This window comes from Promicromonospora sp. NPDC060271 (assembly GCF_042726755.1).
GTDB lineage: Bacteria > Actinomycetota > Actinomycetes > Actinomycetales > Cellulomonadaceae > Promicromonospora.
Map to the genome: position 1 here is coordinate 1 of NZ_JBHXBG010000029.1, position 26,475 is coordinate 26,475.

At 71.4% G+C, this 26,475-nt stretch carries 24 protein-coding genes and 1 tRNA gene; 11 read left to right on the plus strand and 14 right to left on the minus strand.

Annotated elements, in window-relative coordinates; translation table 11 throughout:
* Positions 1-52 precede the first annotated feature (52 nt).
* The 6 genes from ACFWE2_RS07020 to ACFWE2_RS07045 all read right to left on the minus strand — a co-directional run bounded on the left by ACFWE2_RS07020 (position 53) and on the right by ACFWE2_RS07045 (position 4,795).
* Complete coding sequence (locus tag ACFWE2_RS07020) at positions 53-757, minus strand: hypothetical protein (RefSeq protein ID WP_377223496.1); 705 nt, start codon at positions 755-757, stop codon at positions 53-55.
* Positions 754-1,350, minus strand: coding sequence for an RNA polymerase sigma factor (locus ACFWE2_RS07025; RefSeq protein ID WP_377223497.1), 597 nt, complete (start codon positions 1,348-1,350; stop codon positions 754-756). Before ACFWE2_RS07025 ends, ACFWE2_RS07020 begins: the two co-directional genes overlap by 4 nt.
* Positions 1,347-2,450 (minus strand): amidoligase family protein, encoded by a 1,104-nt coding sequence (locus ACFWE2_RS07030; protein WP_377223498.1) that lies wholly within the window; start codon positions 2,448-2,450, stop codon positions 1,347-1,349. The genes ACFWE2_RS07025 and ACFWE2_RS07030 overlap by 4 nt, the downstream gene beginning before the upstream one ends.
* Before the next feature lie 4 nt (positions 2,451-2,454).
* A complete protein-coding gene (locus ACFWE2_RS07035; protein ID WP_377223499.1) occupies positions 2,455-3,018 on the minus strand; it encodes a hypothetical protein in 564 nt (187 codons plus the stop codon).
* 126 nt (positions 3,019-3,144) lie between these two features.
* Positions 3,145-3,900 (minus strand): SDR family NAD(P)-dependent oxidoreductase, encoded by a 756-nt coding sequence (locus ACFWE2_RS07040; RefSeq protein ID WP_377223500.1) that lies wholly within the window; start codon positions 3,898-3,900, stop codon positions 3,145-3,147.
* Between the two features lie 55 nt (positions 3,901-3,955).
* Positions 3,956-4,795 (minus strand): helix-turn-helix transcriptional regulator, encoded by an 840-nt coding sequence (locus tag ACFWE2_RS07045; RefSeq protein WP_377223501.1) that lies wholly within the window; start codon positions 4,793-4,795, stop codon positions 3,956-3,958.
* 220 nt (positions 4,796-5,015) lie between these two features.
* On the opposite strand from ACFWE2_RS07045, the gene ACFWE2_RS07050 reads away from it, so the two are divergent.
* The 7 genes from ACFWE2_RS07050 (at position 5,016) to ACFWE2_RS07080 (ending at position 13,721) form a co-directional block, all read left to right on the plus strand.
* On the plus strand, positions 5,016-5,960 hold the full coding sequence (locus ACFWE2_RS07050) for an SDR family oxidoreductase (protein ID WP_377223502.1): 945 nt from the start codon (positions 5,016-5,018) through the stop codon (positions 5,958-5,960).
* A 53-nt stretch (positions 5,961-6,013) separates the two neighbouring features.
* A complete protein-coding gene (locus ACFWE2_RS07055) occupies positions 6,014-7,375 on the plus strand; it encodes an MFS transporter (RefSeq protein ID WP_377223503.1) in 1,362 nt (453 codons plus the stop codon).
* 91 nt (positions 7,376-7,466) lie between these two features.
* Positions 7,467-8,411 carry an SDR family oxidoreductase gene (locus ACFWE2_RS07060; protein ID WP_377223504.1) on the plus strand — a complete coding sequence of 315 codons (945 nt, stop codon included), beginning with the start codon at positions 7,467-7,469 and terminating at the stop codon, positions 8,409-8,411.
* Positions 8,412-8,623: 212 nt separating this feature from the next.
* On the plus strand, positions 8,624-9,250 hold the full coding sequence (locus ACFWE2_RS07065; RefSeq protein ID WP_377223505.1) for a (2Fe-2S)-binding protein: 627 nt from the start codon (positions 8,624-8,626) through the stop codon (positions 9,248-9,250).
* Complete coding sequence (locus ACFWE2_RS07070; RefSeq protein ID WP_377223506.1) at positions 9,250-10,224, plus strand: FAD binding domain-containing protein; 975 nt, start codon at positions 9,250-9,252, stop codon at positions 10,222-10,224. Before ACFWE2_RS07065 ends, ACFWE2_RS07070 begins: the two co-directional genes overlap by 1 nt.
* A gap of 39 nt (positions 10,225-10,263) precedes the next feature.
* Positions 10,264-11,439 (plus strand): XdhC family protein, encoded by a 1,176-nt coding sequence (locus ACFWE2_RS07075; RefSeq protein WP_377223507.1) that lies wholly within the window; start codon positions 10,264-10,266, stop codon positions 11,437-11,439.
* Between the two features lie 11 nt (positions 11,440-11,450).
* Positions 11,451-13,721, plus strand: a complete 2,271-nt coding sequence (locus ACFWE2_RS07080) for a xanthine dehydrogenase family protein molybdopterin-binding subunit (RefSeq protein WP_377223508.1) — start codon at positions 11,451-11,453, stop codon at positions 13,719-13,721.
* A 71-nt stretch (positions 13,722-13,792) separates the two neighbouring features.
* Here the strand turns inward: ACFWE2_RS07080 and ACFWE2_RS07085 are convergent, their stop codons facing one another.
* The gene (locus ACFWE2_RS07085) at positions 13,793-16,162 is read right to left on the minus strand and encodes a beta-galactosidase (RefSeq protein WP_377223509.1); all 2,370 of its coding nucleotides are present in this window, start codon (positions 16,160-16,162) and stop codon (positions 13,793-13,795) included.
* Between the two features lie 165 nt (positions 16,163-16,327).
* Positions 16,328-17,197: a TetR/AcrR family transcriptional regulator gene (locus tag ACFWE2_RS07090; RefSeq protein WP_377223510.1), complete on the minus strand. Its 870-nt coding sequence runs from the start codon at positions 17,195-17,197 to the stop codon at positions 16,328-16,330.
* An 89-nt stretch (positions 17,198-17,286) separates the two neighbouring features.
* On the opposite strand from ACFWE2_RS07090, the gene ACFWE2_RS07095 reads away from it, so the two are divergent.
* A complete protein-coding gene (locus tag ACFWE2_RS07095; protein WP_377223511.1) occupies positions 17,287-19,077 on the plus strand; it encodes a right-handed parallel beta-helix repeat-containing protein in 1,791 nt (596 codons plus the stop codon).
* A gap of 185 nt (positions 19,078-19,262) precedes the next feature.
* On the plus strand, positions 19,263-20,681 hold the full coding sequence (locus tag ACFWE2_RS07100; protein WP_377223512.1) for a hypothetical protein: 1,419 nt from the start codon (positions 19,263-19,265) through the stop codon (positions 20,679-20,681).
* An 80-nt stretch (positions 20,682-20,761) separates the two neighbouring features.
* Here ACFWE2_RS07100 and ACFWE2_RS07105 read toward each other — a convergent pair whose 3' ends face one another.
* Positions 20,762-22,084, minus strand: a complete 1,323-nt coding sequence (locus tag ACFWE2_RS07105; RefSeq protein ID WP_377223513.1) for a heparan-alpha-glucosaminide N-acetyltransferase domain-containing protein — start codon at positions 22,082-22,084, stop codon at positions 20,762-20,764.
* Between the two features lie 293 nt (positions 22,085-22,377).
* Here ACFWE2_RS07105 and ACFWE2_RS07110 point away from each other — a divergent pair, with 293 nt between their 5' ends.
* Together ACFWE2_RS07110 and ACFWE2_RS07115 are read left to right on the plus strand one after the other, a co-directional pair.
* A complete protein-coding gene (locus tag ACFWE2_RS07110) occupies positions 22,378-23,517 on the plus strand; it encodes a sensor histidine kinase (RefSeq protein WP_377223514.1) in 1,140 nt (379 codons plus the stop codon).
* Between the two features lie 160 nt (positions 23,518-23,677).
* Positions 23,678-23,848 (plus strand): AAC(3) family N-acetyltransferase, encoded by a 171-nt coding sequence (locus ACFWE2_RS07115; protein ID WP_377223515.1) that lies wholly within the window; start codon positions 23,678-23,680, stop codon positions 23,846-23,848.
* Between the two features lie 75 nt (positions 23,849-23,923).
* Here the strand turns inward: ACFWE2_RS07115 and ACFWE2_RS07120 are convergent, their stop codons facing one another.
* The 5 genes from ACFWE2_RS07120 to ACFWE2_RS07140 form a co-directional block, all read right to left on the minus strand.
* Positions 23,924-24,229 carry a putative quinol monooxygenase gene (locus ACFWE2_RS07120; protein ID WP_377223516.1) on the minus strand — a complete coding sequence of 102 codons (306 nt, stop codon included), beginning with the start codon at positions 24,227-24,229 and terminating at the stop codon, positions 23,924-23,926.
* A 288-nt stretch (positions 24,230-24,517) separates the two neighbouring features.
* Positions 24,518-24,928 (minus strand): hypothetical protein, encoded by a 411-nt coding sequence (locus ACFWE2_RS07125; protein ID WP_377223517.1) that lies wholly within the window; start codon positions 24,926-24,928, stop codon positions 24,518-24,520.
* 198 nt (positions 24,929-25,126) lie between these two features.
* Complete coding sequence (locus tag ACFWE2_RS07130; protein ID WP_377223518.1) at positions 25,127-25,468, minus strand: hypothetical protein; 342 nt, start codon at positions 25,466-25,468, stop codon at positions 25,127-25,129.
* A gap of 10 nt (positions 25,469-25,478) precedes the next feature.
* Positions 25,479-25,988 carry a DUF6232 family protein gene (locus tag ACFWE2_RS07135; RefSeq protein ID WP_377223519.1) on the minus strand — a complete coding sequence of 170 codons (510 nt, stop codon included), beginning with the start codon at positions 25,986-25,988 and terminating at the stop codon, positions 25,479-25,481.
* A 235-nt stretch (positions 25,989-26,223) separates the two neighbouring features.
* Positions 26,224-26,297, minus strand: a tRNA-Pro gene (locus ACFWE2_RS07140).
* Positions 26,298-26,475 lie beyond the last annotated feature (178 nt).

A 26,475-nucleotide genomic window follows, 5' to 3' on the forward strand; every position in this document is an offset into this window, starting at 1 on the left:
GGGTGTGATCCCTCCGGTCGGCCGAAGGCCCTGCTCGCGAACCGCCGCGGACTCAGGGCAGCGGAAGCTCCTCGCCCCGGAGCAGCTTGTCCCCGGCGCGCGCCTTCGCCTCGTACGTACCGATCTGCCACAGCTCGGCGAGCTGCTCGGCGTCCTCGAACGTGATCCCGGCCTCCCGGAGGGCATCCTGAGCGTCCTGCTCCAGGTAGGGCGTCTCCTCGACGGGGCCGGACGCCCCCGGCGCCACCGGGACGGTCTCGCCGTCGAGGATCATCTGGCCGGCGCGGGCCTTGGCGGCCAGCGCGTCGACGTTCCACAGCTCGCGGAGCGTCTCCAGGTCCCCCGCCGTGTACTCGGCGCCCCAGAACGCGTCGTGCTGCTCACGCGTGTAGCCGTCGGGCATGGCGGACCACTCGACGCCGACCGCCTGCGCGACACCGTCGACCGCTACCGCGAAGCCCGAGTAGGGGTTGGCCGCGGCCGCGGCGCCCGCTCCGACCACACCGAGGGCCGACGCGACGACGCCGGTGACCGCGATGGTGCCGGCGCGCCGGGCGAACGGGGTGACGACTCCGCTCCGGTCTTCGGCCGCCTCGACCCGGGCGGCGATGCGCCGTGCGGTGGCGGCGGTGGCAGCGGCGTCGGGCTCACGCGAGCGCAGGGCGGCGGCGACCAGCTCGGTGAGGTCGTCGTGCTGGTCGCTGCCCCCCGGCCGGGGTCCGGGCGCCGGCGTACCGGCGGGACGGTCCTTGGTCATCGCGTCTCCATATGGTTCGGGTCGGTCTTCCGGAGCGTGGCCAGAGCACGCGCGGCGTGCGAACGGACGGTGGCGGACGACGTGCCGAGCACCGTCGCGATCTCGGCGTCCGCCAGCCCTTCGTAGTACCGCAGCACGAGCACGGTGCGCTGACGCGGCGGTAGCTGCTCCAGACGGTGCCACATGGCGTCCTCCTGGGCGAGGTGCTCGGCAGGGTCCCCGCCGGTACCCGCGTGACCGACGAGGGCTTCGTCGGCGGTGGGCCGGATCATGCGGACGTGCCAGCGCCGCCGCCACGAGAGGTGCTCGTTGGTGACCATGCGCCGCAGGTACAGGTCAGGTCGATCCGTCAGGGCGATCCGACGCCACCGCTGGTGCGCCCGCAGCAGCACCTCCTGGACCAGGTCGGCGGCGGTGTGCTGGTCCCCGACGAGCACCGTCGCGTAGCGGATCAGACCCGGCAGGTGCGTCCGCACCAGCTCGTCGAGCGTTCCGGCCGAGCCGGCGCCGTCCGCGCTGTGTGGGGCCGCCGGCGCATCTACCCGCGGGGTGGGCGCGCTCGCCGGTCCGGAGGACTCGACCCAGATCGTCATCGAGCGGCACTCCCCTTCGCCAGCTCCAGCAGGGCGCCCACCGGATCGTGCGCCGCGCCGCCGTCGGGCCGCTGGATCGGGGCGTCGTCGAGGCACCTGCGCAGCAGGCGCTCCACGAGCGCTGCCCTCGGGACGATGTCCGACGCGTCCAGGGCACCGGGCAGGATGCGCACCTCCACCGTGTCGCGGACCGGCTGCGGGGCGACGAGCTGCGTGAGGTTGACGTCGGCGTACTTCGTCAGGCCGGTCCCGCGCGCGGCGGCCCCCAGCTCTGCCCAGGACTGGCCGTCCCGTTCCACGAGCTGGAGCAGCTCGTCGGGCAGCGGCGCGAGCCGACGGCACGCCCCGTTGGTGCCCAGCGCCTCCCACAGCGGTTCGCGCCAGTGCCCGAACAGCCGGACCAGGTTGGCGAACGACGTCGTCCGCCGGAAGGCCGCGCCGTCGAGATGCAGGTGCACCGCGGCCTCGGCGGGAACCGTGAACCCGAGGTCCCGCGCGGGAGCCAGCAGCTCGTGGAGCCGCCGGCCGTGCTCCTCGGTGACGGGCGGGGTGACCACCTCGCAGGGGCGCTCGCGCCCAGCGGGCAACGGCATCGCGACGGCGATGGTGGCGCCCGCCGCGTCGTTCACCCGCGCCGCCCCGCCCTTCAGCTCGACCTGGGTGCCGAACAGCTCGGCGACGGGGGCGAGGACGTCGGGCAGGGCCGCGTAGGGGTCCGTGCGCCGCTCGATCAGGCGCAGCAGGCGCGGCTCGTCGCACAGCACGCGGTACCAGCCGCCGTGGCCACGGGTGGTCGCCCCGGCCAGGTCGGACACGATGGTGATGTCGTCGACGAGCCGCGCGACCGGGGCTCCGGCACCGTCGACCACGTCGAACGCGGGCGACAGGTGCCGGAACACCCCGACGCCCGGCACCGGCGACGGCTCGCTGTCGGTATGGAACGACCGGCGCACCCGGCCGCCGCTCCGGGCCGCAAGGGCGTCCGCGAGCGCCTGCCGGTCCGAGCCGGCGGGTGCGAGCAGCTCGATCTCGAAGCCGATACGCGACGTGAGGGTGTTGATGGTCGCCTCCTGGCGAGTCGTCAGCGGTGCCGGGCGCACACGATCAGCCGGCGGCCGAGGTGGCCGTGTCGGCGTCGCCGAGGGGCAGCTCCTCGCCGTCCAGGATCATCTGGCCGGCGCGGACCTTGGTCTCGACGTGCTCGGTGTCCCACAGGTCGTTGAGCGTCTCGACGTCCTCCGACGAGTATCCGGCGTCGAAGAAGGCGGTGATCGCCGCCTGCTCGTCCGCCGGGAGCTCGGGGGTGGTGTACGTGCCGGGCGCGAACGGGAGCGCCTCGCCGTCCAGGAGCATCTGGCCGGCGCGGGACTTGGTCTCGGTCTCGCCGAGCGACCAGAGCTCCTGCAGCTCGGCGAGGTCCTCGCCGCTGTACTCGGCGGCCCAGAAGGCCTCGTACTGCGCCTGGGTGTAGCCGGCGGGCATGTCGGACCAGTCGACGCCGGCCGCGTGCACGGCGGTGCCGACGGCCTGGCCGAAGGCCGAGGCCGGGTTGGCCGTGGCCACCATCCCGGCGCCGGCGAGGCACAAACCGGTGGCCGCTACGCCGATCGCGGTGAGGCGGAGGGTCTTGGAGCGGGCGGTGCTGGGGGTGCTGGCGGTGCTGGTCACGTGGACCTCCAGGTGCGTGGGGATGTGCGTACCCCCTTGAGACGCCGCCCGCCGCCGAGATGTGGAGTCCGGACGGACACCAATCCGGATCGATCTCGTTCGGCTCCGGCAGACGTCAGGCAGCTGTCACCACGGGAGGTCCGCGCCGTCCCAGCTCGTGAAGGTACCGGTCGGGCCGTCCGGTCCGAGACGGGCGACGCGTACGACCTCCCGGCAGGCGTCCTCGACCGACTCCGTCCCCTGGAAGTGGACCAGGGCAGTGTTCGCGAAGCCTGGCGAGACCAGGTTGACCTTGATGTCAGTCTCCTCCAGCTCGATCATCATGGACAGCGTGAGGGCGTTCAGCGCGGTCTTCGACGCCGAGTAGACCGGCTCGAAGGTCTTGTGGAACGGCAAGGCGGGGTCGGCCATGATCGTCAGCGAGCCCTGCGCACTCGTGACGTTCACGATCCGCGCATCCGGCGACCTGCGCAGCAGGGGCAGCATGGCCTGGTACACCGCCAGCACGCCGAAGACGTTCACCTCCCAGACGGCCCGTACCTCGTCGAGGGAGACGACGCCGGGCTGTGCCAGCGCGCGGAGCTCCGCCATGTCCTGGACGCCGGTGCGGGTACCGGAGACGGCGGCGTTGTTGACGAGCAGGTCGAGGCGGCCCGCCTCCTCCCGGATCCGCTCGGCGGCCCCGGCGACCGAGGCCCTGTCGGTCACGTCCAGCTGGAGCGCGACGGCGCCCTCGCCGATCTCGGCGGCCGCCTTCTCGCCGCGGGCGAGGTCGCGGGATCCGACGAACACGGTGACGCCGTCGGCGACCAGCTCCCTCGCGACCTGTTTGCCCATGCCCTGGTTGGCTCCGGTGACGAGTGCGATGCGGTTGGCGGGCATGAGCCCCTCCCCTTGTCTGGTGCGGCCTGACGGACGCGTTGTGTCGGGTATGGGTTCAGCGCAGCGACTGCGCGCCGATGACCGAGAGCACCTGGAGCTTCTCGTAGCTCTCGGTGCCGGGAACGGCGGTGTAGACCATCAGCGAATGGGCCTGGTCCGGGTCGACCAGGCGCTGACAGTTCAGCTCCAGGGCGCCGACCTCGGGATGGACGAAGTGCTTCACCTCGTGCGGGCGGATCCCGATCTCGTGGTCGTCCCACACCCGCCGGAACTCCGCGCTGCTGTCCAGGAGCAGGTCGGCGAGGTAAGCGGCGCGGGAGCCAGGGCCACGGAGGGTGACGAGCCCGCGCAGACCCGCCGCGTACATCCGGGTCAGGAACGCGTGCTCCTCGGGGGCGTAGATGTCCCGGGCACCCGGGTCCGTGAACCACCGGTAGCCCATGCTGCGGGCAGGCCCGGTGAACCGGGTCGTGTTGCCGGTCAGCGCAACGCCCATCGGCGTCTGCCGCAGGGTCTCGCCGAGCTCGGTGACGATCTCCGCGGGAGTGTCCTCCAGCCGGTCGAGGATGCGCAGCAGCCCGGGGCTGATGTGCTCGCTGGAGCTCCCCCGGGGCGGCGGGTTGTGGCCGGCCAGCCGGAACAGGTGGTCACGTTCGTCGATCGACAGATGCAGGCCCTGCGCGATCGAGGCAAGCATCTGCTGCGACGGCTGCGGCCCGCGCTCACGCTCCAGCCGCGCGTAGTAGTCGGCCGACATGTTGCACAGCGTGGCGACCTCCTCACGCCGTAGCCCGCTGGTCCTGCGGCGCTGCCCGCGCGGCATGCCGACGTCCTCCGGCTGCAGTGCCTCACGCCGGTTGCGGAGAAAGCTCGCCAGCCCCGTGCGATCGATCATGACGCTCCCCCTTTTCTTGAAGTACTGCCTCGTTTGTATCCCGTGCGGAGCGTCGTAGCCACGGCCCGGCGATCCCCCCTTGTGCCCGGCCCACCGACACCGAGGTGAGCCGTGACCTCGCGAGCCTGTGATCGGGAGGCCCTGGATAGGCCTGCGTCGTCCGCCAAGGATCAGTGCCGTGGCCGCCGAACGGCCCACGACGATCCCAAGGAGCAGAGCGATGCCACGCACACCGATCAACATCACCGTCCCCGACCTGGCCGGCAGGCGCGCGCTGGTCACCGGAGCCAGCGACGGCATGGGCCTGGGCATCGCCGGCCGCCTGGCCGCCGCGGGTGCCGAGGTCATCATGCCCGTGCGCAACAAGGCCAAGGGCGAGGCAGCGATCGCCAGGATCAACCGGGCCGTCCCCGGCGCCAAGGTCACGCTGCGCAGCCTCGACCTGGCCTCGCTGGAATCCGTCGCGGCCCTGGGCGGCGCCCTGCGCGAGGAGGGACAGCCGATCCATCTCCTGATCAACAACGCAGGCGTGATGCGGCCCCCGCAGCGGCTGACCACGGTCGACGGGTTCGAGCTGCAACTCGGCACCAACCACCTGGGCCACTTCGCCCTCGTCGCCCACCTGCTGCCCCTGCTGCGCGCGGGGCAGGCCCGGGTGACCTCACAGGTCAGCGTCGCCTCGGCCAGCGGCACCATCAACTGGGCCGACCTGAACTGGGAGCGTTCGTACAACGTCATGCACGCCTACCGCCAGTCCAAGATCGCGTTCGGGCTGTTCGGCCTGGAGCTGGAACGCCGCAGCAGGGCGGGCGGCTGGGGCATCACCAGCAACCTCTCCCACCCTGGGGTAGCCCCCACCAGCCTCCTGGCCGCTCGTCCGGAGCTGGGCCGCGGCGAGGACACCCCTCACATCCGGCGGATCCGCTGGCTCTCGGAGCACGGGATCCTGCTGGGCACCGCCGAGACCGCCGGGCTGCCCGCCCTCATGGCCGCGACCGACCCTGCCGCCAGGCCCGGCACCCTGTACGGGCCCAGCGGCCCTGGCACGCTGGGCGGTGCACCGGCCGAGCAGAAGATGCACCGGCCGCTGCGCAGCCTCACCGAGGCCGCCCGCGTCTGGCAGGTGTCCGAGGAGCTGACGAGGACCTCCGTCCCGGCCACGTGACCACGCAGCCGACTACCCCGAGCCCCCACGAGCCGAGCCGCAGGAGAAGCCACATGAGTTCTGTCCCCCAGACCGACGCCCGACGCCGAAGCCCTTGGTGGGTGGTCGTCGGCGCCGGCACGGCCAACGCCGTCGGGCCCCCGATGTACCTGGCCACCACCAGCCTGTTCGTGCTGCCGATCGTCGAGGACACCGGGTTCAGCCGCACGACCGTCACCGGCGCGTACTCGGTCGCGGCCGTCGGCATGGTCATCGGCCTGGTCATCGTCAGCCGGCTCGTGGACCGGTACGCCGCCCGGTACATCCTCGTACCGAGCTTCGTGCTGTTCGCCGCCTCGATGGCCGCCATCGGGCTGGTCCCGCCGGTCGAGGCCGTCTACTTCATCCCGTGCTTCTTCGTCGGGTTCTTCGGGGGCGGTACCGCGATCCCCGCCACCCGGGTCGTCGTGAGCTGGTTCGACAACAACCGCGCGCTCGCCGTCGGCATCGTCACGGGCATCATCGGCCTCGGCGCTGCGCTGGGCCCGGTGCTGGCCGGAGCGCTCATCGAGAGCGTCGGCTGGCGGCAGACCTACGGCTACATGGCGCTGATCGCCGGCCTGGTGTCCGTCACGATGATCACCCTGTTCGTGCGGGGCCGCGCCGAGCGGCACGTGCGCGGACGGCTCGTCCAGGAGACGCACGTCGGAGACCGCGACGTCAGCCTGGAGCTCCCCGGTCTGACCTTCGGCCAGGCGCTGCGCACCCGCCAGTTCTGGGGTATCGCGCTGGGCCTCGGGATGGTCGGCGTCGTGATCATCGGGCTCCAGGTCCATCTCGTGCCGATGATGACAGACCGCGGCCTGAGCAACGGCGAAGCGGGCCGGCTGCTCGTCATCTTCGGCCTGGCGTCGCTCGTGGGCCGCGTCGCAGGCGGCATCGTCATCGACCGCGTCCACGGCTCGGTCGTCGGGCCGATCGTCATACTCGCCCCCATCGCCGGGATGTTCTTCCTCGAGCCGCCCTTCTCCACCGCGGCCCTCGCGGTCGCGTTCATCGGCGTCGCGTTCGGCGTCGAGGGCGACCTGCTCGCCCTGCTCATCACCCGGTACCTCGGCATGCGCAACTTCGGCCAGATCATCGGCCCGGTCCAGGCCATGTTCATCCTGGGCAGCGCCGTCGGGCCGCTCCTCCTCGGGTTGGGCTACGACCAGCTCGGCTCCTACGACCCGGTCATCCCGGTCCTGATGGGCGTGCTCGTGGTCGGCGCGCTCCTCATCGCGACGCTCGGCCGTTACGCCTACCCGGCGGTGGACGGCTTCGACCGGCTCGCCGCGCGGGACGAGCTCGCGGCCGCCGAGGTACTCAGCGGGATCGCCGAGAGCCGCGACGTCACCGCTTCATCGGGCCGGCCCCGCCCTCGGGTCCACAGCTGACGGGGCCCAGGGGCGGATCGACAGGCCCTGAATAACGAGCCGGGGATCAAGGAGTGTGGGGACAACCGCACTACATCAAGGAGCGAACCACATGTCCCGCACACCCATCGACATCACCATCCCCGACCTGACCGGCAAGCGCGCCGTCGTCACCGGGGCGAGCGACGGCATGGGCCTGGTCATGGCGCGGCGGCTTGCCGCGGCGGGTGCCGAGGTCATCATCCCCGTCCGTAACCCGGTCAAGGGTGAGGCCGCGGTCGCCACGATCAAGCGGGCAGTGCCCGGCGCGAACGTCTCGCTGCGCAGCCTGGAGCTGTCCTCCCTCGCGTCCGTCGCCGCCCTCGGGGACACCTTGCGCGCCGAGGGCGACCCGATCCACCTCCTGATCAACAACGCCGGCGTCATGACCCCGCCCGACCATCAGCGGACCGCCGACGGGTTCGAGCTCCAGCTCGGAACCAACCACCTCGGCCACTTCGCTCTCGTCGCACACCTGATGCCGCTCCTGCGCGCGGGCGGTGCACGCGTGACCTCGCAGGTCAGCGTCGCCGCCCGCAGCGGTGCCATCAACTGGGACGACCTGAACTGGGAACGGGGGTACGACGGGATGCGCGCCTACCGCCAGTCCAAGATCGCCGTCGGCCTCTTCGGTCTGGAGCTGGAGCGCCGCAGCAAGGCCAACGGGTGGGGCATCACCAGCAACCTGTCCCACCCCGGCGTCGCCCCCACCAACCTGCTCGCCGCCCGCCCGGAGCTGGGCCGCGCGCAGGAGACCGGCGGGCGCCGGATGATCCGCTGGCTCTCGGCCCGCGGCATCCTGGCCGGCACCGTCGAGACCGCGGCGCTGCCCGCGCTCATGGCGGCCACCGATCCGCAGGCCAAGCCCGGCGCGTTGTACAGCCCCAGCGGGCTCGGCAACACCAGCGGCGCGCCGGCCGAGCAGCGGCTGTACTCGCCGCTGCGCAGCGCCGACGAGGCCGCACGCGTCTGGGACGTGTCGGAGCAGCTGACCAGGACCGCCATCCCGGCGGCCTGAGGCGGGGGTCTCCTCCCTCACTTTCCAGCAACCATCGCGGCACGCTCGTTCAGGTACGTGTTGTCCGGGCGACCTCAGCCTGGGATCGGCAGGTCCTGGATGCCGTTCGACCCAGTGGCCAACCTGGGACCAGCACCGAGCCCGGAGACCACGCGGATGGTCACGGCGCTGTCGTTCCCTGCCCGAAGCCGCGACCAGCCAGGAGAGACTCGATGAATCCAGACAACGATGCGGGACACGGCCGTTCGGGTGTGTCCCGGCGGAGCTTCCTGGGTGGCGGCCTGGTCGCCGCCGCCGTGACACCGCTGCTGAACGCGACGGCCGAGGCCGAGGCGGCAGACGCGGCCTCAGCCATCACGGACGGCGTGGCACCGGTACTGGTGCGGGCCGCCGTCAACGGCGCACCGGTCACGGTGCTGGTCGACCCGCGGGCCACCCTGCTCGACACGCTCCGCGAGCGGCTGGACCTCAAGGGCACCAAGAAGGGCTGCGACAGGGGCCAGTGCGGCGCCTGCACCGTGCACGTCGACGGCCGGCGCGTACTGTCCTGCCTGACCCTGGCGGCGGCGACCACCGGCCACTCCGTCACCACCATCGAGGGCCTTGCCGACGGCGACCGCCTGCACCCGATGCAACAGGCCTTCATCGACCACGACGGCCTGCAGTGCGGCTTCTGCACCCCGGGTCAGATCATGTCCGCGGTCGCGATGGTCGACGACGAGGGTCCGGCCCGCTCGGACGACGAGATCCGCGAGCGCATGTCGGGCAACATCTGCCGGTGCAGCGCGTACCCCCGCATCGTGGACGCGATCCGTGACGCGCAGGAGGTGATGCGCTGATGCGGCCCTACACCTTCGCCCAGGCGCGCTCGGTGCGTGAGGCGGTCCGCGGTACCGGGCCGGAGACGGCGTTCCTGGCCGGTGGTACCACGCTGGTCGACCTGATGAAGCTCGAGGTGATGACCCCCGAGCGCGTCGTGGACATCAACCAGCTCCCGCTGGACGGCATCACCCTGGACAGCAAGGGTCTGCACATCGGGGCGCTGGAGCGGATGAGCGACGTCGCCGCTGATCCCGCCGTCCGGCGGCACTACCCGATGATCGCGCAGGCGCTGGAGCTGAGCGCGTCGGCCCAGCTGCGCAACATGGCGAGCATCGGAGGCAACCTCCTGCAGCGCACGCGGTGCGGGTACTTCCGTGACGTCACGACGCCGTGCAACAAGCGTGAGCCGGGCAGCGGCTGCTCGGCGCTCGAGGGCATCAACCGTGGCCATGCCGTCCTCGGCACCAGCGGCGCCTGCATCGCAGCTCACCCCAGCGACCTGGCCGTCCCGCTGGTGGCCCTGAGCACCGTGGTACACCTGGCCTCGGCGCGGGGCACCCGCAGCGTGCCGCTGGACACGTTCTACACCCTGCCCGGCGCCACGCCGGAGGTCGAGAACGTGCTGCGGCAGGGCGAGCTCATCACGGGCATCACGGTGCCCCGCTCCCCCTGGGCCGCGCACTCGGTCTACCTGAAGATCCGCGACCGGCAGTCCTACGAGTTCGCGCTCGCCTCGGCCGCCGTCGCGCTCCACCTGCGCGGCACGACCATCACGCACGCCCGGATCGCCGCCGGCGGCGTCGGGACGAGGCCGTGGCGGCTGCCCGCCGTCGAACGCGCCCTGACCGGGCGGCCCGCCACCTCCGCCACGTTCGAGGCGGCCGTGACCCGCGCAGCGGACGGCGCCGAGCCGCGCGCGCACAACGCGTTCAAGCCCGCGCTGCTGCGCCGCACCCTGGTCCGCGCGCTGACCGAGCTGCAGGAGTCCTGATGAGCGGCCGGTCCGACGGTCCCCGTCCAGGCGGCGACCATGCTTGAGCTCGCCGCCGAGCTGCTCGACCGGGCCCGGCGCAGGGTCCCGTTCGTGACCGCCACCGTGACGCACGTGGCCGGCAGCGCACCCCGGCAGCCCGGCTCGTCCCTGGTCGTCGACGCCGAGGGCGCGGTACTGGGCAACGTGTCCGGCGGCTGCGTCGACGCCGCGGTCCACGAGGCGTGCCGGGAGATGCTGGCCGGGGACCACCGGCCGCAGGTCCTGCGGTTCGGGTACAGCGATGCCGACGCGATCGGCGTCGGCTTGACCTGCGGCGGCACGATCGAGCTGCTCCTGTGCCACCACGACCCGGCGGTCGAACCATGGCTGGAGCCGGCCCTGGCGGACGCCGCCGCCGGGCGGACGGTGGCCGTGGCCACGGTCGCGCGCGGCCCGGACACCCACCTCGGCACGGCGGTCGTCGTGCGCCCAGGCGGGCCCGTCACAGGATCCCTCGGGGACGGGCCGCTCGAGCAGGTGGCCACGACCCACGCGGCCGAGCTCCTGCATGCCGGGCGGACCGGCACCGTCGAGGTCGGGGTGGCCGACAGCTACTGCCAGGAGCCCATGACGCTGCTCGTGGAGTCCAGCGCCCCGGCGCCGCGGATGCTCGTCTTCGGCGCCATCGACCACGCCGCCGCCCTCGCCCGCCTGGGCACGTTCCTCGGCTACCGGGTCACCGTCTGCGACGCCCGCACCACGTTCGCCACCCCGGAGCGGTTCCCGGACGCGGAGATCGTCGTCGAGTGGCCGCACCGCTATCTCGGGTCCCAGGCCGAGGCGGGGCTGCTCGATCGACGCACCGTCGTGTGCGTGCTGACCCACGACCCCAAGTTCGACCTGCCGCTCCTGACCGCCGCCCTGCGGGTGCCCGTGGCGTACGTCGGAGCGATGGGGTCGCGCCGCACCCACGAGGAACGCCTGACCCGGCTCCGCGAGGCGGGTCTGAGCGATCACGAGCTGGGCCGGCTGCGCTCACCGATCGGGCTCGACCTCGGCGCCCGCACCCCGCAGGAGACGGCGCTGTCGATAGCGGCGGAGATCGTCGCGAACCGGCACGGCGGCTCCGGCGTACCGCTGAGCACCGGGGTGCCGATCCACCACGGCGTCACCCACCACGACGACGTCCACAGCAGGTCTCAGTCGCCGCGCCCGCTCACCCACAGCAGCTAGAAGGAGCCACGATGCCCCGTTCCCCCGTAGGACGCGAGACCGACCGCGTCGACGGCAGGCTGAAGGTCACCGGTACAGCCGAGTACTCCGGTGACTACCGCGCCACCGGCCTCGCCCACGCCCACCTCGTCACCAGCACCATCGCGCGAGGCACCATCACCCGGATCGACACGGCGGCCGCGCTCGCCTCGCCCGGGGTCCTGCGCGTGTACGCCGCACCGGACCCGGAGAACCGCCTGGCGCTGTACGAGGTCACCGGGCAGGCCGCAGGCTTCACCGAGAACTACCTCCCGCTGAAGAGCGACGTGGTCCGTTTTCACGGCCAGGCCGTCGCCATGGTCGTCGCCGAGACCCCCGAACAGGCACGTGACGCCGCGGCGCTGGTCGCCGTAACCTACGACACGCTGCCGCCGCGCACCTCGATCGCGGACGAGCCGCACGTGCCGGCCGGCCCCACCATCAGCGGCGCGCCGAGCAGCCTCAACATCCTGGCTCCCGGCGTCGGGTCCATCGACGCCGCGCTCGCCGCGAGCGACGTCGTCGTAGAGGCCGAGTTCCACCAGAACGTGCAGCACCACGTCGGGATGGAGCCCCACGCGGTCCTCGCCGTCTGGGCAGGCGACCGGGTCACCCTGCACGCCGGCGCGCAGATCCCAGCGGCGTACGCGCTCGGGATGGCGCAGCGGCTCGGCGTCCTGCCGCAGAACGTCCAGCTGATCACGAAGTACGTGGGCGGCGGGTTCGGCGCGCGCGTCGTCCTGTGGAGCGACACCCCCCTGGCCGCCGCGGCGGCCAAGGAGCTCGGCCGGCCGGTCCGGCTGGTCCTCACCCGGGAGCAGATGTTCACGCTGACCGGCCACCGTTCGCACCTCACGCAGACCGTCCGGCTGGGCGCCTCCCGGGAGGGAGTGCTCAACGCCGTCAGCCACCGGAGCGTCGCCGAGCGGCCGACCACCCTCTCCTTCACCATGACCCCGGCCCACTCCACGTCGGACGCGCTCTACCGCACACCCAACCTGCACGTCGACGCGCAGCTCGCCGTCCTCGACATCCCCGGGAGCCGGGCGATGCGCGGCCCCAACGAGGCCCCCGGGTCCTTCGCCCTGGAGACGGCGATGGACGAGCTGGCCGTCGCCACCGGCGTCGACCCGGTCACGCTGCGGCTGCGTAACAACGCCACCACCAGCCCCTCCACTGGCCTGCCCTGGTCGAGCAAGCACCTGGAGGAGTGCTACCGCGTCGGCGCGGAGAGGTTCGGCTGGTCCGCGCGCAGCGCCACGCCACGTGCACGCGTCGACGGACAGTGGCTGTACGGGGCCGGCATGGCCACAGCCATCTATCCGGCGCACCGCCGGATCGGGGTCGTCGTCCGGGTCCGGCTGCGCGACGACGACACCGCTGTGGTGTCCACCGCCACGTCGGACCTCGGCACCGGCTCGTGGACCATGGTGGCGGTCACCGGCGCCGACGCCCTGGGCATCCCGGTGCAGCGGGTCACCCCGGAGATCGGTGACACCGTCCTGCCTCCGGGGGCACCCGCGGTCGGCTCCAGCGGCACGCACGCCACCGTGCCGATGGTCGTGGACGCCGCCCGGAACGTCATCGCCGAGCTCAAGCGGGTCGCCGTCACCGCGGAGCGGTCGCCCTGGCACGGAGCGGCGGTCGAGGACCTCCGCTACGAGCGCGGCATCCTGCACGGCCTCGGCCACTCGATGGCCTTCGGCCGCCTGCTGACCGTCATCGGGTCGCCGGGCATCCACATGGAGTCCGCGCCGGGCGGCCAGCCCGTCCCCGGATACGTGCACCACAGCTTCGGCGCGCACTTCTGCGAGGTACGCGTCAACCGGTTCACCGGCGAGACCCGCGTCACCCGGTTCACCACCGTCGCCGACGTCGGCCGGGTCATCAACGCCAAGGCCGCCCGCAGCCAGCTCGTCGGCGGCGTCATCTTCGGCATCGGCCACGCCCTCCTGGAGGAGAACCACCTCGAGCTCGACACCGGACGCCTGGCGAACAGCACACTGGCCGACTACCTCGTGCCCGTGAACGCGGACGTCCCCGACATCGACGTGGTCATGCTCGACCGGCCCGACCCCGTCCTCACCGGGCCGCTCGGCGACGGCAGCGAGGACGTCGGCACCCAGAGCCTCGGCGCGAGAGGCCTCGGGGAGATCGGCACGGTCGGCTCGGCGGCCGCGATCGGCAACGCCGTCTACAACGCCACCGGGATCCGGGTGCGCGACGTGCCCATCACCCTCGACAAGCTGATCGACCACCTGTAGGCCCATCGGCCAGTGGGACGGCTCCGGACCATCGTCTGGTCCGGAGCCGTTCGGCCCTCACGTACCGACGGCTACTCAACCGGCGCGACGTGGTCCTGGTAGGCAGCCCTGCCGCCGTCGAGCGCCGCGGTCCAGGTGATGCGCTCGGTGACGGTGATCGAGTCGAGCGCCACGAGCCGCCCGGCGGTGTCGCGTCGTCTCGCCTCGGCCGCCGCGGGCAGCCAGACGGGGTTGTCCGGATGCAGCGGGAGCACCACGAGGCGGACCTCGGCCGGCAGCGGGCCGAGCGTCCCGAGGTCGAGCCGCCACGGCGTACCGTCCCAGAACCTGTCGGCGACGACCCTCCCGCCGACCTCGAGCAGCGCGACGTCGCCCGCCCACTCCACGTCGACGACGGCGTCGGCGCCCGGTTCCGCCGTCCACGCGGGCAGCTCGACGGTCCAGACGGCGCCCGCCCGGCGCACGAGGTCATGGCTCGGGGCCGCGCCGCGCGCGCTGGTGCCGCCGTAGCTCGTGGGCACCTCGCCGGGCGGACGTTCCGCGACGACGGCGCACGCCCCCGAACGCGGCTCGGCGTCCGGACCGGCGAGCCGCACGAACCGGCCCGACGTCGGCTCCCAGCGCTCGATGGCACCCACCGTCGCGCCGGTCGTCCGCGCGGCGAGCGAGCCGTCCGCCGCGGTCCACAGATCGTCGTCCGCGACGAGCAGCGTGCGGCGGCCGCCGTGGTCGAGCACCCAGGTCCGTGCCGCCCGCGCGGGCCCGAGGACCAGGACGTCGAGCGCCGTCCCCGCGGCGCGAACCTCCAGCAGCGCGCTGTCGTCCACCGTGACCGCCCAGGCGCCGTCGAGGAGCGCGACCGCTCCCGTCCGGGCGACGACGTCCACCTCGGGATCGGCGAACGCGAGCACCGGGTCGATGCCGCGTTCGGCGCGGAGCACGAGGGTCGACGGGCCGTCGCCGTCGAGGATCGTGACCGCTGAGGCGGTCGCCCACTCGATCTCCGGTGTGCCCGCAAGGCGCAGACCCACGGGCCAGCGCGCCATCGTTCCGGCAGGAACCGACACCGGCGAGGTAGGAAGCTCGACGACGCGGTCCGTGAGCTCGACGGCGAACCGGGTCGGCTCCGCGTCCCGCAACCCTGCGTACGGCTGGTGCTGCCCGATCACGACGAAACCGCTGGTCCCGTCACTGCGCAGCGCCCACCGCAGTGTGGTCGTGTCGTCCAGGCCCGCGGGCCGGGTCTCCGGCATCGACGCCGACATCGTCGCGAGACGGTCACCGAACGCGGCGAGGAACGCGTGCTGGTCCCGCAGCAGGTCGAACGAGGCCGCCCTCGAACCCGCCGCGCCGATCGGCGCGTGGAAGTCGTAGTCGAACACCGGGAGGTCGTTGGGGTACCCGGTGGCGAGAGACTCCTGCAGGTCCGGGCCGCGCCAGACGTTGCTGCCGCCGGCGTACATGTAGTAGCCCTGCCAGACCGAGCCGTTGCCGATCTTGGTGTGGGCGATCGCCGCGACGTCCGCGGGCTGGAGCACGGGCCGCCGGTGGTAGGACGCCGCCATGCCACCCCCGAGCTCGCAGGTCGCCGCCGGGCCGCGGTGCTCGGCCGCCGTCGTCGGCGTGCTCGCGTCCGCACGCTGGTCGGAGCCGATGCCGGGATCGTCCCAGACGTGGCCGAAGAAGTAGTGCGCCCGGAAGCTGGGGTCCCACGGGTGGTCGGACGGCACCCAGAACCCGTCGCCGTACCCGCCGTACAGCGGGAGCACCTCGTCCGGCAGCTCGGCGCCGCCCCAGGCGGTGGCCGTCCAGATCGGTGCCTCGATCCCGGCCTTGCGGGCCAGACCGATCAGGGTCCTGATGTGCTCGGGCTGGTCGTAGAGCTCGTTCTCGATCTGCACCGCGACGACGGGCCCGCCCGGCCGGACACGACCCGCCAGGTGAGCGCCGAGCGCACCGAACCACTCGCGGACGACGTCGAGGTAGCCGGGATCGTCCGTGCGCTGCCGGACGTCGAGCGCCTGCACCCAGTCGGGCAGGCCACCGTTGCGGACCTCGCCGTGGGCCCAGGGCCCGATGCGCAGGACGACGTCCAGTCCAGCGGCCTGAGCCGTGTCGATGAACGCGGCGACGTCGAGACCGCCGTCGAACGACACCTCGCCCCGGTCGGCCTCGTGATGGATCCAGATGACGTACGTGGAGACCGCCGTCACGCCACCAGCGCGCATGAGCCGGAGCCTGGCGTCCCAGTCGGACCGGGGAACCCGGGAGAAGTGGAGCTCACCGGAGACGGGGATCACCGGACGGCCGTCCCTGCTGAGGTGCGTCGGCCCGGGGACCAGTCGTCCGTCGGTGGCGGTGATCGCCTCGGACGGCGCGAGCGGTGCCGTCCACGCCTCGAACCGGATCCGTGAGACGCCCGCGGCGGCGGCCAGGTGCATACCGTTTCTCTCCTTCGAGCAGGTGCGTGCTGCGGCCGGGCGAGCCTACTCGCGCTGGACGGTCCACGGCCGTCACCGAGCACCTGGCGGGCGTCGCTTCGTATCCAGTGGCCAGGCCCGTGGGCGGCCAGGTCGGCGGTGACGGCGTCCGAAGGACGGCCGGAATCATGCCGGAGTCGACCGGCGCCGGCGATAGGCGCGTTGCTGACAGGCCCTGGAGCAGTAGTCCCGTGGCCGCCCACGCCCGCCGCTGTCCAACGGCTTGCCGCACATCGCGCACTTCGCTCCGCTATTTACGTCACGCATTACCTCACCACCCTGACTCTCGACGAGCGCCTGGACACCGTCGAGCGTGCGCTGCAGGCCGAACTCGAACGGGTCGAGCGGTTCGTCCATCCCGCCGCTCTCCCACAGCCTGCCCAGGGCCGGGTAGGCGTCCAGTCGCTCGAACAGGGACTCGCGCTCGCTCCACCAGCGCTCGTGGGAGATCCCGGTGCGCCGCTGCAGCTCCGCGGTCTCCCCCGCCTGACGCGCGACCGACTCGACGAACCCGCCCACGAGGTTCACCACCGCGATCACCTGAGCCGGCGCCAGACCGCCGCGCGACGCGACGTCGAGCGCGTGGTCGTACCCGGCCATGATGTTCGGACCAGGCAGACGGCGGCTCCCCGCGCTGTAGACCAGCCAGGGATGCCGTTGGTGGATCGCCCACACCCGGCGCGCCCAGCGTTCGAGGCCGGCACGCCAGCCGAGCCCTTCGGCGGGCTGCAGGGGCACCTCGCCGTGGACGGCGTCCCGCATGAGCTCCACCAGCTCCGCCTTGCCGGGAACGTAGCGGTAGAGCGACATCGTCGTCGTGCCGAAGCGTTCCGCGACCCTGCGCATGGACAGTGCTCCGAGCCCGTCGGCGTCCGCTACCTCGATCGCCGCGGCGACGATCCGGCCGAGGCTCAACCCCGGCCGGTCCGGCTCGTGCGCGCCCCACAGGAGCTCGATCGCACGTTCCGGATCCGGCTGCACGTCGTCCTCAGCCACCGCTACTCCCTTGACGCTCGTCGCTCGATCCTGTTTAACTGATAAACCGCAGTATATTCCATAAATCCAATCGCAGGAGCCGCCTCAGCATGCCCGAAAACAGGTTCTACGTATCCCCCGACGGCCAGGACGACTGGCCTGGCACCCTCGACCGGCCGTTCGCCACCCCGCACGCGGCACAGAGGGCCGTCCGGGCCCTCACCGCCGAGATGGCCGGCGACATCGTCGTCGCCCTCCGAGCCGGTGTCTACCACCTCGACGAACCGCTCATCTTCAACGAAGAGCAAGGCGACTCCGGAACGAACGGTTTCCAGGTGACCTACCAGGCGCACGGCTATGGAACGGCTGGCCAGGAGCAGGTGGTGCTGAGCGGCGGCCGCGAGGTCACCGGCTGGTCCGCAGGCGTCGACGGCGTGTGGACCGCCCCGGTCGGCGAGCTGGAACCACGGCGGCTCTCCGTCGACGGCCGCCCGGCGACCCGCACCGCCCGCACCACCGGACTTCCCGGAAGCGTGACGAAAACCGCTACCGGTTACGTCACGGACAGCGTGGAACCTCAGTCGTGGCCAGACCCCTCAGGACTGGAGTTCGTCTACCCGGGCGTCTATCCGTGGTCCGAAGCCCGCCTTGCGGTCGCCGCGATCTCCGGAGACGACTCCTCGACCACCATCACCATGGCCCAGCCCACGTTCGACAACGCCAAGTCGCTCTACGACTCGAAGTGGTACGGCGCGGAGGGCGACGGAACCTGGGACGGCCTCGCCGCACCGGCTGTGCTGGAGAACAACCTGGCCTTCCTCGGTGAGCCGGGCACTTTCGCAGTCGACCGCTCCGAACCGGGCGGACACGTCCTGCACTACCGTCCCCGACCCGGCGAGGAGATCGGCAGGACCACCGTCATCGTTCCCGTGCTCGAGACGGTCGTCGGCGGGCAGTGCGTCCACGACATCGTGCTGTGCGGCCTCACCTTCGCCGACACGAACTGGTCGGGCCCCACCCGGTCCGGTGGCTACCTGCACTATCACGGCAACGCCCGCTACGAGCGGGGCGAGTTCCAGAAGATCGACATGGGCGCCGACGTCGGCTACGTCCACGTCCCGGCGACACCGACCCAGCTACCGGCCCACGTCGCCTTCGACTCGGTCAGCAGGCTGGTGCTGGAGGGCAACCACTTCACCCGCCTAGGCGCCGGCGGACTGTCGATCGACGGCAGCAGCGCCGTCGAGGTCAGGGGCAACGTCTTCGACGAGATCTCGGGCAGCGGGATCGCCGTCCAGGGCTCGACCCGCGTGACCGTCGAGGACAACCTCGTCCACCACGTCGGCACCGAGTACCGCGGCTCGCCCGCCGTCCTCGTCATCGCCTCCGCGGAGACCACCGTTGCGCACAACGAGATCCACGACGTACCGCACAACGGCATAGTGGTCACCGGCGGTGACGGAGCCAGGGGCACCCAGGTGATCGGGAACCTCGTCGAACGGAGCATGAGCGCGTTGATGGACGGCGGCGGGATCTACCTGTCCGCACCGCAGGGCTCGTCCTTCGCCGGCGGGGCGCTGGTCCGGGGCAACGTGATCCGCGATGTCCTGACGTCGTACAACTTCGGGCTCTACGCCGACTACGGCGCCGCGTGGATCACCGTCGTCGGGAACATCGTGTGCCGGGCCGACACGCCGATCGTGCTGCAGGTGGGCCCGCCGCTGGAGAACGTCGCCTTCATCGGCAACTTCTGGGACGTCCTGCCCGACGGCTACGACGACCCGCCGAGGACGGTGACCGTGGCCGGGAACACCGTCCTGCCCAAGGAGACCTTCGACGAGGCGGTCAAGGCCGACCCGGCCGCCGCCGACATCCTCGCGCGGGCGGGACGGCGCGTCTGAGACGGCGCTCGGGACCCCTGCCGGACCTGTGGCTCGTACGCCCGGCAGGGGTCCCGGGACGCCCGACGTCTCGCGCGCCGGCTGACGGTGTGCCTTCGACCGCCGGACCTGCAAGAGCAGGCCCGCACGGCACACATGACGGTTGCGGGACCGCCCCGGCCCCCACGTGAGCACGGAGGACCACGATGGACAGCAACGAGAACGGCGACCCCGGCGCGCAGGGTCAGGGCGTGCCCGGCCGGGGCGTGCCCAGCCAGGAGGAGGCGCTGGAGCTGCCGGCCGCCGCAGGCCCGCAGGCGCCCGGCGACGAGCTCGCCGCGCGGCGTGCCCGGCGTCGGACCAGGTTGATCGGCGCGGCCGCCGCGCTGGCCCTCGTCACCGTCGGCGGCGGCGGGTACCTGGCGGGCGCAGCGGGCTCCGGCGGCGGGGGCGAGAGCACGGCCGAGGCGCCGATCGTGCTGGACGCCCCGGTCAGTGCGGTGGGCTCGCGCGCCGCCGAGTCGGCGTCCGGGCCGATGGCGGCAGCGGACACGGCGCGTACGGCGGGTACGGCGGGTATGGCGGCCGAGAGTGCCGACCAGAAGCTGTCGTACCCGTACGGCTTCTGGGGCCGCACCGTGTTCCACGCGGGTACGGGCCTGTCGACGTCGGGCGCGGAGGCCGGGGCGTTCGGCCTCGATCCCGCCGGAGTGCTCTCGGCCGAGACGGCGCGCCGGGTGGGCGACGCGCTCGGCGCCTCCGGGAAGCCGCGTGAGGAGGGCGGTTCCTGGGTGGTCGGCCCGACCGACGGCAGCGGCCCGACGGTCCACGTCTACGCGGACGGCTCGGGGGGTTTCGACTTCTACGACCCGGCGCGCGACCCGTGGTCCTGCCCGGCCCCGGACAAGGCCGAGTCGGGTACGACGGACGAGGCCGAGCCGGCTACGACCGACGAGGGCGGCACCGATGGCGCGGAGATCCTCCCGGCCCCGGACGTCCCGGACTGCCCGACCGTGACGCCCGACGCGGCCCCGGCCAAGGACGACGCCGTCGCCGCACTGCGGGACGTGATGGACGGCCTCGGTGTCGATTCCGCGGGCTTCGAGCTGGAGGCGGGCGATTCGCACGAGGACGACCCGTGGCGCTACGTCACGGCGTGGCAGGTGGTCGAGGGCCAGCGCACGGGGCTGTCGTGGAGCGCGTCGGTGTCGGCGTCCGGCATCGCGAACCTGTACGGCTTCCTCGCGGAGACGGTCTCGCTCGGCCAGTACCCGGTGGTGAGCGAGGCCGAGGCCGTCGAGCGCCTGGGCGACCCGCGGTTCGGCGCCTCGGGCGGCATGATCGCGCAGACGGCGGACGCCCGCACAACACTGGAGAGTGACACGGCCAGCAGTGACATGATGCCCGCCCCAGACCCGACGGTGCCCCCCGCCCCGACCCCGGGCGCCCGGATCGCCTGGCCGGTGACCGACGTGACGATCACGTCGGCCCGTCTCGGCCTGGCGCAGCAGTCCACGCCGGACGGCGCGGTGCTGATGCTCCCGGCCTACGAGCTCAAGGATGCCGACGGCAACGTCTGGCCGGTCCTTGCGGTCGCCGAGGACGTGCTCGACTTCACGCCCTGATCACTCACACGGAGCAAAGCCGCTGGGCCGGAGCAATGACTCCGGCCCAGCGGCCCGCGTCGCGACAGCGCCGCGATCGATCAGCGCACCAGCTTGGCCGGGCTCGTGGCCCACTGCATCGCGTACTCGAGCGGCCCGCGCTTGAAGAAGCGCGACCACACGAACGCGAACACGATGCCCACCACGCAGAACCAGCCCCACACCGCCAGGGCCGCGACGACCGGGCCGCCCTCGCTGTTCGAGGGGACGTGGTTGAGGGCCCACAGGTGGGCGACGTACAGGGTCAGCGACATCGAACCCGCGGCCGTGATCGGCGTCAGGAGCTTGCGGGCCAGCGCGAACCGGTAGAGCAGGGCCACCGAGCCGACGATGACCAGCATCGCGATGCCGATGTTGCCCAAGAGCTCGAACGCTGTGCCCGAGTGCGGTGAGGCCGAGAGCAGGAACTGCAGCATGTCCGGCGACCACGGGTCGAATCCGCTCAGGGAGTCGGACCAGGTGCCGGACGAGCCCGAACCGCTCATCCCGGACGAGCCCGAGCCCATCGAAGAGGACGCCATCCCCGAACCGGAGGAGCCGGAGCCGCTCATGGGACCGCCGCCCATGCCGCCGCCGGGGAACAGGACCTGCTGCAGCGCCCACGAGAGTCCGTAACCCGCCAGCGCCAGCCCGGCGCCGACCGACGCCATCCAGAGGCGCACCCGCTTGGCGGACAGGTCGAGCTTGGCGATCGCCATGCCCGCGAAGATGTACGCGAGCCACGGGACGGCCGGGTAGAGGCCCGTGAACAGCAGCCGGCCGAGGCCGTCGGCACCCATGCGGGTGATCGGGTCGTGCGCGTTGAGCGCGGTGACGAAGGCCGGCTGCGCCATCCCGATCCAGTAGTAGACCACCGAGCCGACGACTGCGAACGAGGCCGAGAGGACCGCCAGCGCCTTGACGCCGCACCGCACGAACGGCAGCGCGAGCAGGAAGAACAGGCCGTAGAAGGCCAGGATGACGATGTCGGTGTGCAGCCACAGGGTCAGCGCGGTCCCCAGGGCGATCAGCAGGACCGCCCGGATGACGATCTTCACGATCCGCTGCCGTCGTTCGAGCGCGGGCAGCGGTCGGCGTCCGCCCGCGAGCAGGACCAGCGACAGTCCCGCGAGGGTCGCGAACAGGGCTGACGAGCGGCCGTGCGGGATCTGCATGATCGTGTTGACGAGAGGGTTCTCGAACTCCTGCATCGGTCCGACGTGCGCGTAGAACATGCCGAGGACGGCCAGCGCACGGGCCAGGTCCAGGCCGAGCACGCGACCGAGCGCGCCGCCTCGCTCGGGTCTCGGTTCGGGCGGCGCCTCGTGGTCGATGGGGACCCGCAGCGGTGTGCGTTCGCTCTGCACGGTGTCGGTATCAGTCATGAACCCAGGCTGCTGCGGCGCGGGCGCTCTTCCTATCCGGCAATGGGCTGCCGTGCCACCGCGGACGGCGGGTACCGCGCGCTCCTGGCGGAGGGCTCCTCGCCCGCCGACCGGCCGAAGGACCCCCGCCGACCGGCGTGAATCATCGCGGAACGGCCGCCACGGAGGCGTGACGAGGTCCGGCCGTGCTACGAATCGATCCGTGGAGACGACAGTGGAGGAGCGGCCGTGATCCGGGTCCAGGCCGCGCTCGTGGCCGAACGCGCGGGCCGGCTCGACGACGGCGAGCGGCGATGAGCGTGGTCGCGGCCCGCATCGCGGCCTGGTGGCACACGGGCTCGCGCTGGCCCGCCGCCCTCGTCGACGTCGCCCTCATCGCCGTGGCCGGCGCCGACCTGGCGTTCAACCACGTGCCCGGGACCTGGTCGGACGACGTCGTGCTCGTGGCCGGGGTGCTCGCGCTGGCGGTGCGCCGACGGTTTCCCCTGGCCGTCTTCGTCGCCACACTTCCGATGGCGCTGCTCATGGGCCAGTCCGCCGCATCGCTCATCGCGCTGTTCACGGTCGCGTGCGCAACCCGCAACCGGTGGCTGCTGAGCGGGTGCGCGCTGGTGTACGCGGGCCTGACGATCGCCCCGTGGTGGGGCGGCAGCAGCATCCTCGCCGAGTCGGCCTGGCCGGTGTGGGGCGTGTACTCGCTGGCGCCCGCCGGCGCGGCGGTCTTCCTGGGACAGCTGCTGCAGACCAAGCAGGAGCTGTCCCGGCGGCTGGAGGAGATCAGCGAGGTCCGCGAGCACGAGCAGGCGCTTGCGACGCAGAAGGTGCTGTCGCAGGAGCGCGCTCACCTGGCGCGGGAGATGCACGACGTCGTCTCGCACCAGGTGAGCCTGATCGCGGTACGAGCAGGAGCGCTTCAGGTGAGCACCAAGGAATCGGTCTCGAAGGACGCCGCCGAGACGATCCGGACGCTGGCGGCACGCACGCTTGACGAGCTGCGGTACATGGTGAGCGTGCTGCGCGCCGGAGGCGGCGCCGACAACGGCCTCGCCCCGCAGCCCACGCTCGACCAGCTTGGCGACCTCGTCGACAACGCCGGCATGGACGTCCGCCTGGAGGCCGGACCGCTGCCGGACCTCAGCCCTCCGGTGCAGCGGGCGATCTACCGCACCGTGCAGGAAGCGTTGACGAACGCCCGCAAGCACGCCCCCGGCGCCGCGGTCTGCGTCCAGGTCGCCCAGGACGACGGCGCCGTAGTGGCCGAGGTCGTCAACACCGCACCCCGACGAGCCGTGGTGCCGCTGCCGAGCGCGAGACACGGCCTGATCGGCCTCGGACAGCGCGCTGAACTACTCGGCGGAACCTTCGAAGGAGCCCCGACCGCGGAAGGCGGCTGGCGCGTCGCGTTGCGCGTGCCGCTGCGGGCGATGAACTGAGCGTCTGAAGTTCTGGCTCGTCGAAGAGAATCCCGAGTTCGTCACCACCGAGCTGCTGCACTTCCTCGACGAATGACGCACGCTGAGGCTCCCGGGTCACTGCGTTGTCGCGGGTCGGCGGTGCCGGTACCCGTGCTGGTCAGTTGCTGGTTCGCGGAATTTGTCGTGCGAGGAGCTCGGCGCCGCGTTCGAGGAGACCGGCGCGGTCGCCGTCGGGCAGGTGGGGTCAGCGGCGGCCCGGCTCATGGACCAGCGGACGCTCGTGGACTTCGGTGCGGACTGGATGGCGCGCAACCGTCACGGAGCTGACGCCGATGTCGCCGGACCGTGACCGACCGCTGTCAACGTGCCGGGTCATCCTCGTGCACCAATCCTTCTCCTGAAGCAACGAGGTCAGGTGCCTGCGTCACCACGTCTTCCCGGTGACCGGCGTGAGCCAGTCCACCTCGATGCTGACGACGAGCGCTTCGCGTTCGGTCAGGAAGTGCCGCGTGTGCTCCTGGCGCTCGTGCTCGTCGAACGCTTCGCGATCCCGGTACAGCTCGTAGAACACCCGCACGTTGGGCTGACCCTCGACAGCGTGGCTCACATAGACAAGAGTTCCCGGCTCGTTCCGGATCCCCTTTGCAGCTACTGCCACGAGTCGATCGAACGCGTCGGCGGCTCCTTCCTTCAGCGTGTGTCGCACGTAGAGCCCGAACTGTCCTGACATGACCTGTCCCTCCAACGCTTTGCGGATACGCAACGTCGTCGGGGACGACGAAACCCACCAGCACCAATGTGTATCAGTGCTGGTGGGCGTTGGTCGGGCTGACTGGATTCGAACCAGCGACCCAGTGCATGCCAAAGCCCCGCCAGCTGAACGGTGTCCGACGGCCTCAGCGGCCGAACCCGGCTCAGCCTCGCGCGCCGCCGCAGGTGACGAACTGGCAGGCAAGGACCCCAAGGAGCATCAGGCCGCCGAGGGCCCGACGCCGGCCGATGGTCAGCAAGGGGAACGTCACTGTGCTGTAGGCCAGCGGGATGACGACGACGGCGGCGAATGCCGGCGTGAAGCGGATCTCGGGCGATCGGTCGTGTCCTGGTACCACCACTCGACGTACCGGGCACGTGCCAGCTGGAAGGGCGACGCGACGGCGACGACCGCGAACTTCACCGCGTTCCAGAAGAACAAGATGACGAACAATCCCAGCCAGGTGACCCGGTCGGTTCCGGTGACCGTGAGGATCGCGTTCATGGCGAACCAGTACCCGACCGCGAGCGCGGCGCCAAGAGGCAGGCCCCACTTCAAGTGCTCTCGCCGGCGGATCCAGCGGATGAGGATGTTGGTCGGGGCGTGTGCCTGGAACAGGTAATACATCCGCGCGATCGTTTTGTACATGTAGGCCTGGAGAACGGTGGCGATGGTCATCGAGAACTCCCAGCGGCACGAAGCCGGCCCTTCGCGGGACCGGCGGACAGGTTCATCGTACGTATGTTCTGCATGTGTGCCAGGCAAGCCAGGCAGATGGTTCCGCGAGATTCGAGCTCTCCTGAGCCGCTGACCACCAGCCATAATCTCGTTGCGCCGCCGGTTACAACGGGCTGACGCCCCGGCTCGGTGCCGCGATCACAGGCCGATGAGGTCCTTCGCCTTGGCTGCGGCGTCGAAGAGCGACTTACCGGCTTCTCCCGCCATTCCCGCGATGCCCATTACCGACTTGAGGACCGGGAGTAGCGTGCGAGGCTTCTCGGTGTTCGCCATCCCGATCTTCTCGATGGCGGTTCCCAGCTCTTGACCGTCGGCGGCGCTCAGCCGGGGACGGAGGTTTTCACCTGCGTGGACGATCTGCTGCAGCACGGCCTTAAGGTCCAAGGTTCCGAAGTTCTGCTGAAATCCGATACCGCCGTCGTGCACCTCGTTGACGACGTTCGTCGCCGTGATGTTGTACGTATTGCCGTTCCCCGTCACCGTTGCCCCCTCAACTGCTCTGCTGCACGAAGCCGGTACCGCCTGCATGAATCTCACCGATGAAGTTCCCGGCGCTGATGTCGTACTGCCTGAACTCCTGGTGGTAGGTCACTGACAGGTCGTTGATGGCAGCTTCCATCTCACGCTTCAGACCTGTCAGGCCAACCGTGTCGTCCGAGACCAGTGCCCGGTGCGGCGTCCCCGATGAAATGACTTCGAGCACGGTGAGCTTCTGAGGCTTCGACCTCAGTCTGATCAGGAGAAAGACTCCAAGGACGAGTAGCCCAAGGGCCCCGAGGAACCACAACCAGACCGGCGCGTCACCGGCAATGCCCCCGTCGTCACCAAAGACGAGATACCCGGTAACCGGCGTTCCGATTCCACCGGCCAGGATCATCGCAAGTACCCACTGCGGGGGTGGCGCCGGGCTGACGATGAAGCTCCGCAACCCGATCCGCGCCACGTTCCGCAGCGGGTATGTGTCGCTTCCGACATGGAGGTGGCCGCGCTCGATAGTCACGGACACATCGGAGACTTGCATCGCATACCCCCTGACAATCAGAAGACCCAGAACTTACCGGGCGATTGAGGCAGGCGCCACGAATTGGTGTGATGTATCAGGGGGCACGAGGCATCCTCAACGATCTGCGGCCTACCAGAGCACACGCAACCGACCGGGCCCGCGCAAATGACGAACGGCCTGAACCCACGATCCGTAGGTTCAGGCCATTCCGATGTCCTGCGACATCACAGGGTCGGGCTGACTGGATTCGAACCAGCGACCCTCTGCTCCCAAAGCAGATGCGCTACCAAGCTGCGCCACAGCCCGTCATGCCGACACAGAGACCAAGGATGACCCCGGGTCCTCCCGACCGACGCGCCCCATCATATCCGGTACGTACGACAGCGACGCCAGTCGATAACCGCCCCGACAGCCCCGCGAGCAGGGCAGATCTGACAGTGGTTCAACAGGCCCGAGCGTGCCGTAACCCTCGAGGTTACGGCTC

Excerpts from the sequence above, each read along its gene's own strand:
- ACFWE2_RS07055 (WP_377223503.1), top strand. The coding sequence starts at position 6,014 with ATGAGTTCTGTCCCCCAGACCGACGCCCGACGCCGAAGCCCTTGGTGG.
- ACFWE2_RS07040 (WP_377223500.1), bottom strand. The coding sequence starts at position 3,900 with ATGCCCGCCAACCGCATCGCACTCGTCACCGGAGCCAACCAGGGCATG.
- ACFWE2_RS07120 (WP_377223516.1), bottom strand. The coding sequence starts at position 24,229 with ATGTCAGGACAGTTCGGGCTCTACGTGCGACACACGCTGAAGGAAGGA.
- ACFWE2_RS07095 (WP_377223511.1), top strand. The coding sequence starts at position 17,287 with ATGCCCGAAAACAGGTTCTACGTATCCCCCGACGGCCAGGACGACTGG.
- ACFWE2_RS07050 (WP_377223502.1), top strand. The coding sequence starts at position 5,016 with ATGCCACGCACACCGATCAACATCACCGTCCCCGACCTGGCCGGCAGG.
- ACFWE2_RS07020 (WP_377223496.1), bottom strand. The coding sequence starts at position 757 with ATGACCAAGGACCGTCCCGCCGGTACGCCGGCGCCCGGACCCCGGCCG.
- ACFWE2_RS07025 (WP_377223497.1), bottom strand. The coding sequence starts at position 1,350 with ATGACGATCTGGGTCGAGTCCTCCGGACCGGCGAGCGCGCCCACCCCG.
- ACFWE2_RS07065 (WP_377223505.1), top strand. The coding sequence starts at position 8,624 with ATGAATCCAGACAACGATGCGGGACACGGCCGTTCGGGTGTGTCCCGG.
- ACFWE2_RS07060 (WP_377223504.1), top strand. The coding sequence starts at position 7,467 with ATGTCCCGCACACCCATCGACATCACCATCCCCGACCTGACCGGCAAG.
- ACFWE2_RS07080 (WP_377223508.1), top strand. The coding sequence starts at position 11,451 with ATGCCCCGTTCCCCCGTAGGACGCGAGACCGACCGCGTCGACGGCAGG.
- ACFWE2_RS07075 (WP_377223507.1), top strand. The coding sequence starts at position 10,264 with ATGCTTGAGCTCGCCGCCGAGCTGCTCGACCGGGCCCGGCGCAGGGTC.
- ACFWE2_RS07105 (WP_377223513.1), bottom strand. The coding sequence starts at position 22,084 with ATGACTGATACCGACACCGTGCAGAGCGAACGCACACCGCTGCGGGTC.
- ACFWE2_RS07125 (WP_377223517.1), bottom strand. The coding sequence starts at position 24,928 with ATGACCATCGCCACCGTTCTCCAGGCCTACATGTACAAAACGATCGCG.
- ACFWE2_RS07045 (WP_377223501.1), bottom strand. The coding sequence starts at position 4,795 with ATGATCGATCGCACGGGGCTGGCGAGCTTTCTCCGCAACCGGCGTGAG.
- ACFWE2_RS07110 (WP_377223514.1), top strand. The coding sequence starts at position 22,378 with ATGAGCGTGGTCGCGGCCCGCATCGCGGCCTGGTGGCACACGGGCTCG.
- ACFWE2_RS07100 (WP_377223512.1), top strand. The coding sequence starts at position 19,263 with ATGGACAGCAACGAGAACGGCGACCCCGGCGCGCAGGGTCAGGGCGTG.
- ACFWE2_RS07085 (WP_377223509.1), bottom strand. The coding sequence starts at position 16,162 with ATGCACCTGGCCGCCGCCGCGGGCGTCTCACGGATCCGGTTCGAGGCG.
- ACFWE2_RS07070 (WP_377223506.1), top strand. The coding sequence starts at position 9,250 with ATGCGGCCCTACACCTTCGCCCAGGCGCGCTCGGTGCGTGAGGCGGTC.